General features: G+C 66.8%; 1 protein-coding gene. It reads left to right on the top strand.

Features of this window, described 5'->3' with window-relative positions; translation table 11 throughout:
- Positions 1 to 153: 153 nt before the first annotated feature.
- Positions 154 to 929: serine dehydratase beta chain (locus tag PV772_RS23005; RefSeq protein ID WP_347887705.1), on the top strand; the 776-nt coding region annotated here is incomplete at its 3' end.

The following is a 929-nucleotide window of genomic DNA, read 5'->3' as shown; positions in this document are numbered from 1 at the left end:
CGGAGTGGGCGGGGCATCCGGCAGCGTGCGTCTAAGGGAGCGTCACGTCCGCTTAGCGGGCGTCTTCGCGACCGAGCACGCAGAGGATGTCCTGCCCGCTCCACCCCAGCCCGGCCACACCAAACGAACCACAGTTTCAGTAAGGATTTAGTTATGGCAGTTGGAGTCTTTGATCTTTTTTCGATCGGGATTGGCCCGTCGTCTTCGCATACTGTGGGGCCGATGCGGGCTGCTGCTGTGTTCGCTGAGGAGCTCAAGGCCTCGGGGAAGCTGGCTGGGGTGGCCGGGTTGCGGGTGGATTTGTATGGGTCGTTGGCCGCGACGGGGCACGGGCATGGGACGATGACGGCGGTCCTGCTGGGCTTGGAGGGGTTCCATCCGGAGTTGATCCTGCCCGAAGAGGTCGAGGAGCGGCTGGCCTCGATCGCGGAGACCGGGGTCCTGAACCTGGCCGGGTCGGTGGCGCTGCCGTATGGGGTGAAGGACATGGTGTTGCGGCCGTTGACGGTGCTGCCGCGGCACACGAACGGGATGACGTTCACGGTCACCGACGCGCAGGGTTCGGTGGTGCACGCGGCGACGTTCTTCTCGGTCGGTGGCGGGTTCATCGTCCGGGAGGGGGAGGAGGACGCGGCGCAGCAGGAACTGGACGCGTCCAAGGAGGGGCTGCCGCTGCCGTTCCGGACCGCGGCGGAGTTGTTGGCGCACTGCGCGGTGACCGGGCTGGGCATCGCCGACGTGATGTCCACGAACGAGTTGGCCTCCCGCTCCGGGGAGGAGATCCGTGCGGGGCTGCTGCACATCTGGTCCGTGATGGAGAACTGCGTGCAGACCTCGCTCAAACGCGAAGGGGTGCTGCCGGGCGGGTTGAAGGTCCGCCGCCGCGCCCCTGACTGGTACGAGCGGTTGAAGAAGGAAACCGCCCGCCC

The sequence above is a fragment of the Pseudarthrobacter sp. CC12 genome (assembly GCF_039907755.1).
Lineage (GTDB): Bacteria > Actinomycetota > Actinomycetes > Actinomycetales > Micrococcaceae > Arthrobacter > Arthrobacter niigatensis.
Note: the sequence above shows the minus strand (reverse complement) of the source record. Positions and strands in the feature narration are given on the sequence as shown.